Consider the following 6,623-nt stretch of genomic DNA (forward strand, 5'->3'; position numbering starts at 1 on the left):
GGCCCCTCATTGATGTTCGTGCCTTTAGCGGCTAATGGTTGCCGAAGCGGTCAGACCGGAAATGTCCTGGTAGGTCTGCGCACCGCCGTCGGTCAGTTCCAGGGCGAGGGTGCCGCTGATAACGGTGATGGTGGTGGTCAGGGTGTAGCTGGAGGTCACCTCGGTGAGGTACACCGGAGCCTGAGACGCCAGAATCTGGCCGTAGCGAATCGCGCCGTCAGCAGGTGCGGTTGCGGAGTCGTTCGTGCTGGTCGTCACGGTCATGGTGCCGGTCCACGTGTTGCCCTCAATGACCGGCTCGTTGAAGCTCACGGTCAGGTCGGCGCCGTTGAATGCGTTTAGCGCCGGGTTGTTGGTCTTCGCGCCGCCCTCGCTGTACTTCAGCGTGGGGATTTCGATGGTCTCGCCGGCGTCCCAGAGCATCGGCTCGATGATTTCGTCGGCGGAGGGGAAGGTGAACTTGAGGGTCACCCGCAGGGTCGCGCCACCCTGCAGGTAGGTTTTGCCCTGATATTCGCCTTTGGAGTTGATCGGGGCGGAGAACCACAGGCCCGCGCCACCGTACAAGCCCGCGCCGACGCTACCGCCGGGGGTGAAGGTGCCGCCACCGGCGCTCTGCGGGGTGGTGGAGGTCGCGGTCGCGTTAGCAACCTGAACGGTGTAGGAGTCCAGACCGAAGCGGGTATCAAAGTCGTTGGAGGGGTCCGAGTTGAACGCCTGGGTGAAAACGCCGTACTTGACGGTCGGAATCTCAGAGTCGATGGAGGATGCGTACGCCGGGACAGCCGCGGCTGCCGCAATAACGGGGGTGCTCCACGCGGCACCCTTGACGAGGGTGCGGCGGTTCATGCTGTCGGTGGTGTTCAAGGGCTGCGAAGAAGTCATAGGGTGTCTTTCTGAAGCTTTGTGAATGCGGTGATGCCTGTGATGTGAATTACTGCTATTGTGGTGTAATTCAGTTCATCTTCAAAACTACCCTAACTTCCCCACAGGATTTTCAACATGCACACGTATGCAGTGAAAATCATGCGTGGAGTTGGGCACACTATACAACGGCGCCTCATCCTCCCCTAAACCTGTGCCGGAACTTTAAATCTGGAGCCTTGAGCTGGGTGGACTCGGCGCCACCACATACGCAACACCGCAGAATTCACAAGGACAACACATGGCATTTATGAAGAGCGCACGTATTGCCTTTGCCTCCGTGGCAGTACTCTGCCTGGGCGCTATCGCAGCCCCCGCAGCCCAGGCGTACAACCCCGATATTGACGGCGACGGCATCCCCAACACATGGGAAATGAAGGGCTACGACGCCGACGGCGACGGCAAGGTAGACGTGGACTACCCCGGCATGGGCGCCAACCCGCTGAAGAAGGACATCTTCGTGGAGATGGACTACATGCCCGACCTGCTCGCCAGCGAGGATGAGCTCGATCGCATTACCGAAATCTATGCGAAGCTGCCGATTCGCAACCCCAACGGCACCACCGGCATTAACATTCACCTGGATGCCGGCAGCGCCCGTAGTGCCAAGTACAACCTGGGCGGCGGTAATGAAATCGCCCACGAGCAGCTGGACGGTAAGATGCAACGTTGGGGTGATCTCTACCTCGCAAATATGGATTCGAACCGTCGCAGTGTTTTCCACTACATGATTTGGGGCGACTCCCACGGTGATACCGGATCCTCCGGTCAGGGCTGGGTTGGCGGCCGCGGCTTCGTCGTGACCGTCGGCCCGCGCTTCTGGGGCACGTCCGCAACCTCCGATGTTCGCGTGGCAACCTTCGTGCACGAGCTGGGCCACAACCTCGGCTTGCGTCACGGTGGCACTGACAGCGTGAACTATAAGCCGAATTACATGAGCATCATGAATTACCGCTACCAGCTGCGTGGTCTGGAGCGTGCGGACGGTACGAAGTACTTCGGCTACTCGACCCGTGCCTACAAGGATCTGGACGAAACCAAGCTGGACGAGAAGACCGGCTTCGGTCGTAACGCCTACGGTTTCTACTACAACGGCAAGCCCGCGTGGGAAGCTATCGACTTCAACGGTAACGGCAAGATTGACGATGCGCCGGTTGAAGCTGACATTAACGGTGACGACAAGAAGACCGTGCTGACCGCGCCTAACGACCTGAAGACCCTGAAGCTGCAGGCTGAGGGCAAGGAAGTTCAGCAGGGTGTGTACTCTCCCGAGGCGGAGCTCTCCGGCGAGATTGAAGACAACGAAATGACTGCTGAGTACGCTCGCGCTGAGGGTCTGGTTCCCGCGAAGGACTAGCCTTTAGCGACTGTCGGCGGTAACCGATACGCTGAGCCTTAAACAGGGCGAGGGGCCCGGTATCCATAACGGATGCCGGGCCCCTCGTTTATGCTCGCTACCTTAGCGGGTGATTACCCCTTAGCGGCTAATGGTTGCCGAAGCGCTCAAACCAGCCAGATCCTGGAAGGTGTACTCGCCGCCCTCGGTCAGCTGCATTGCGACGCTACCGCTGGTGATCTGAGCGGTGGTGGTCAGGGTGTAGCTGGAGGTCACCTCGGTGAAGTACACCGGAACCAGCGAAGCCAGCACCTGCGCGTAGCTCACGCCGTCCTTTGCGGTGGCTTCCAGGTAGTCGGAGGTGCGGATGTCCAGCACGCCGGTCCAGACGTTGTCCTCGATGGTCGGCTCGTAGAACTTCGCGGTGTATGCGATGCCGTTGAACGCAGCCACGGTGGGGTTGTTGGTCTTTGCGCCGCCCGCACTCTTGGCGAGTGCCGGGATCTCAACGTCGTTCTCGGTGTCCCACAGCAGCGGGTCGGTGACGTCCTCTGCGGTGGGGAAGGTGAACTCGAAGGTCACCTGCAGGTGCGACAGAGGGTACAGCCAGGTGCTGCCCTGGAACTCGCCCTTGGAGTTAATGGGTGCGGAAATCCACAGACCCGCGCCACCGTACAGGCCTGCGCCGACGCTACCGCCGGGGGTGAAGGTGCCGCCGCCGGCGCTCTGCGGGGTGGTGGAGGTCGCGGTGATGTTGGGTACCTGCACGGTGTAGGAGTCCAGGCCGTAGCGGGTATCAAAGTCGTTGGCGGGGTTCGAGTTGAACGCCTGGGTGAAGACACCGAACCTCAGGGTCGGGGTTTCCTGCGCATCGGTGGATGCCGCGTAGGCGGGTACCGCCGCTGCGGTTGCGATGACGGGGGTGCTCCATGCGGCACCCTTGATGAGGGCGCGGCGGTTCAGACCGTTAGTGGTATTCGAGGAAGAAGTCATAGGATCTCTCTTGTTGTAAAGAATGTGGTGATGCATGTGATTTGAATTACTGATACTCTAATGTAATTCAGCTCATCTTCAAAATTATCTCAACTTTTACCTCAATGTATGAACATTACGGCACCCAGCTCACCTAACGAGTGAAACGGGAGCATCATGGAAACCGAGGAGAACGTCCTCCCGGAAAACTCCACAGAAACACCACCGGTCACCACACATTTAAGGAACACAACATGGCATTTATGAAGAGCGCACGCGTCACGCTTGCCTCCCTCGCAGTGCTCTGCCTGGGCACTATCGCAGCCCCCGCAGCAAACGCCTACAGCGCCGACATCGACGGCGACGGCATCCCCAACACCTGGGAACTGAAGGGCTACGACGCCGACGGCGACGGCAAAATCGACGTCGACTTCCCCGCAATGGGCGCAAGCCCTAACCACAAGGACATCTTTGTCGAGATGGACTACATGGCAGGCCTGCTGCCCAGCGAAGACGAACTGGACCGCATCACCAAGATTTACGCCGACCTGCCCCTGCGCAACCCCGACGGCACCACCGGCATCAACATCCACCTGGACGCCGGTGACGCCCGCAGCGCCAAGTACAACCTCGGCGGCGGCAACGAAATCAGCTACCAGGAACTCGACAGCGAATTTAAGGCGCTCCACCGCATCAAGGCGACCGAAGGTAAGTTCAACCCCGCCCGCGAAGGCACCTTCCACTACATGATCTGGGGCGACTACTACGACAACAGCTACTCCTCCGGTATCGCTAACTTCGGCGGTCGTAACTTTATGGTCACCGTCGGCCCGCACTTCTGGGGCAAGGCAAGCAGCGACATCCGCGTGGCAGTGTTCGTGCACGAGCTCGGCCACAACCTCGCCCTGAGCCACGGCGGCTGGGACGAAATCAACTACAAGCCCAACTACTACAGCGTCATGAACTACCAGTACACCCTCACCGGCGTGCCCATGGCTGACGGTAGCCGCTACTTCGGCTACTCCACCGCCGAGTACCGCATGCTCAACGAGGCGAAGCTGTACGAGGCGCGCGGCTTTGGCCCTCGTGCTGCCGGTATGCTCTACAAGGGCAAGCCCGCCGACCAGCCGATTGACTTCAACGGCAACGGCAAGATTGACACCGAGCCGGTGTCTGTGGACCTGAACGGTGACGGCTTGATCACGAACCTGGGTGCGGCAAACGATCTGAAGATGATCCGCTTCCAGGCAACCGAAAACCCGGAGAAGGACAAGGGTCCCGAGCACATTGAACCGAGCGGCATTACCGCCGAGCACGCTCGTTCGCTGGGTCTGATTAAGTAGGCTGACTGGTCGGCGCCCCGCTGATAGAGAGCCCGCCGACAAAGAGCCTTGTCAGCTCAGTAAAATAGTAAGGTGCGGATACCGAATCATCATTCGGTATCCGCACCTTTACTCTATGCAGCTTTCAGCTCAGCACAGTGCTCAGCTCAACAACAGAGCCTAGACAGCCTCGACCACGCGGCCGGTATCCACCAGCACCTGCGCGATGTGGCCCAGCGCCTCCTCATTCTGCAGCGAAGAAACATCACCCAAAGAACGGCCCTGGTATAGCTCACCGAGCAGACGGCGAGTAATCTTACCCGAACGAGTCTTCGGGATATCGGCAACCGCCACAACATCCTTCGGCTTAGCAATCGGGCCAATGTGCTCACGCACATGCGCGGTCAGCGCCGCCTTCAACTCATCCTCAGTCAGGACCTTACCCTCATCGGTGAGCGTCACGTAGGCGACCGCCTGGTGACCGGTCAGCTCATCCTCCACGGGGCAGACACCAGCCTCAACCACCGCCGGGTGAGTCACCAGCGCCGACTCAATCTCAATCGTGGACAGGCGGTGACCCGAAATGTTGATCACGTCATCAATACGGCCGAGGATATACACGTTACCCTCTTCGTCTACCTTCGCGCCGTCGCCAGCGAGGAACCAGCCGCGCTCGCCGTAGTGACGCCAGTAGGAATCCAAGTAACGCTGCGGGTTCTGCCACACGGTACGAGCCATCGACGGGCCAATCTTATCGACCACGATGAAGCCCTGCTTACCGGGTTCGACCGGGTCGCCGTGCTCATCCACCACGCGGGTGGACACGCCGGGAACGGCGCGGGTAGCGCAACCGGGCAGGGGAGTGCAGTGCGGGGTGCCCTCCAGGTAGGTGCCCTCGGGCGCGAACGCCGGGTCGTGCGGACGCGGGGAGCACACGGTCGAACCGGTCTCCGACTGCCACCAGGTGTCGATGAACGCCGCGGTGCCGCCGCCCACGTGCTGACGCAGCCAACGCCATGCCTCCGGGTTGATGGATTCGCCCACCGAACCGAGCAGGCGCACGGTCGAGAAGTCGTACTTGCCGGGCTCCGGGCCGTTCGGGAACGCACCCATGAGCGAACGAATCAGGGTCGGCGCGGTGTAGTAGTTGGTCACGCCGTAGCGTTCGATGACCTCAAAGTGGCGGCCGTAGTGCGGGGTGTTCGGGGTACCCTCATAAATCACCTCGGAGACACCGTTAACCAGCGGACCGTAAATTTCGTAGGTGTGCGCGGTCACCCAGGCGAGGTCGGCGGTGCACCAGTGAACGGTGGACTCCACCTTCTGCGGGTCGTTGACCACGGACAGCTCGTCGGGGCGTAGCACGCCGTTCTCGTCCACGTAATCCGGCAGCAGATCGTACAGCAACGCGTGAGTGTATGCGGTCTGCACCAGGTAGCCTGCCATGGTGTGCACCAGGCCCTTGGGCTTACCGGTCGTGCCGGAGGTGTAAATAATGAACAGCGGATCCTCGGCGTCGTGCAGTTCGTAGGCGTGGGTGTCCGGCTGATCGTCCACCAGGTCGTGGTACCAGACGTCGCGGCCCTCAGTCCACGGCACAGCGGCGTGCGCAACCGGGTCGGAGGCGCTGGTGCGGTCCACCACGATCACGTGCTCAATGTTGTTCTCGCCGGAGCATGCCTCATCAGCGTTCACCTTCACGGGAACGACCTTGCCGCGGCGGTTCTGGCCGTCGGTGGTGATGAGCACCTTCGCGCCGGTATCTTCCACACGGAACTTCAGCGCCTCGGCGGAGAAACCACCGAACACGAGGGAATGGATCGCGCCAATACGCGCGCAGGCGAGGGTGAAAATAATGGTTTCGGGGATGACGGGCAGGTAGATGACCACGCGGTCACCCTTGCGCACGCCCAGGGACAGCAGACCGTTCGCTGCCTTCGCGATGCGGCGCTGCAGCTCGGCGTAGGTGATGGCTTCACGGTCGCCGGGTTCACCCTCAAAGTAGAGGGCGACCTTGTCGCCGCGGCCCGCCTCCACGTGGCGGTCCACGCAGTTGTAGGCGACGTTGA

5 protein-coding genes are annotated in these 6,623 nt (G+C 60.8%); 2 read left to right on the forward strand and 3 right to left on the reverse strand.

Translation table 11 applies throughout. The features are described from left to right. Nucleotides 1-24 precede the first annotated feature (24 nt). Nucleotides 25-885 carry a transcriptional initiation protein Tat gene (locus Q0216_RS00650; protein WP_298592073.1) on the reverse strand — a complete coding sequence of 287 codons (861 nt, stop codon included), beginning with the start codon at nucleotides 883-885 and terminating at the stop codon, nucleotides 25-27. A gap of 280 nt (nucleotides 886-1,165) precedes the next feature. Between Q0216_RS00650 and Q0216_RS00655 the strand changes: the two genes are divergently transcribed. Continuing rightward, nucleotides 1,166-2,281 (forward strand): zinc-dependent metalloprotease family protein, encoded by a 1,116-nt coding sequence (locus tag Q0216_RS00655; protein ID WP_298592076.1) that lies wholly within the window; start codon nucleotides 1,166-1,168, stop codon nucleotides 2,279-2,281. Between the two features lie 120 nt (nucleotides 2,282-2,401). Here Q0216_RS00655 and Q0216_RS00660 read toward each other — a convergent pair whose 3' ends face one another. After that, nucleotides 2,402-3,253 carry a transcriptional initiation protein Tat gene (locus Q0216_RS00660; protein WP_298592078.1) on the reverse strand — a complete coding sequence of 284 codons (852 nt, stop codon included), beginning with the start codon at nucleotides 3,251-3,253 and terminating at the stop codon, nucleotides 2,402-2,404. Nucleotides 3,254-3,486: 233 nt separating this feature from the next. Between Q0216_RS00660 and Q0216_RS00665 the strand changes: the two genes are divergently transcribed. Then, nucleotides 3,487-4,575, forward strand: a complete 1,089-nt coding sequence (locus Q0216_RS00665) for a C4-dicarboxylate ABC transporter substrate-binding protein (RefSeq protein ID WP_298592080.1) — start codon at nucleotides 3,487-3,489, stop codon at nucleotides 4,573-4,575. A 159-nt stretch (nucleotides 4,576-4,734) separates the two neighbouring features. On the opposite strand, the gene Q0216_RS00670 is transcribed toward Q0216_RS00665, so the two are convergent. Next, nucleotides 4,735-6,623 (reverse strand): AMP-binding protein (locus tag Q0216_RS00670; RefSeq protein ID WP_298592082.1); only part of this gene is annotated, 1,889 nt, incomplete at its 5' end.

The sequence above is a fragment of the uncultured Rothia sp. genome, assembly GCF_937976295.1.
Taxonomy (GTDB): Bacteria; Actinomycetota; Actinomycetes; order Actinomycetales; family Micrococcaceae; genus Rothia.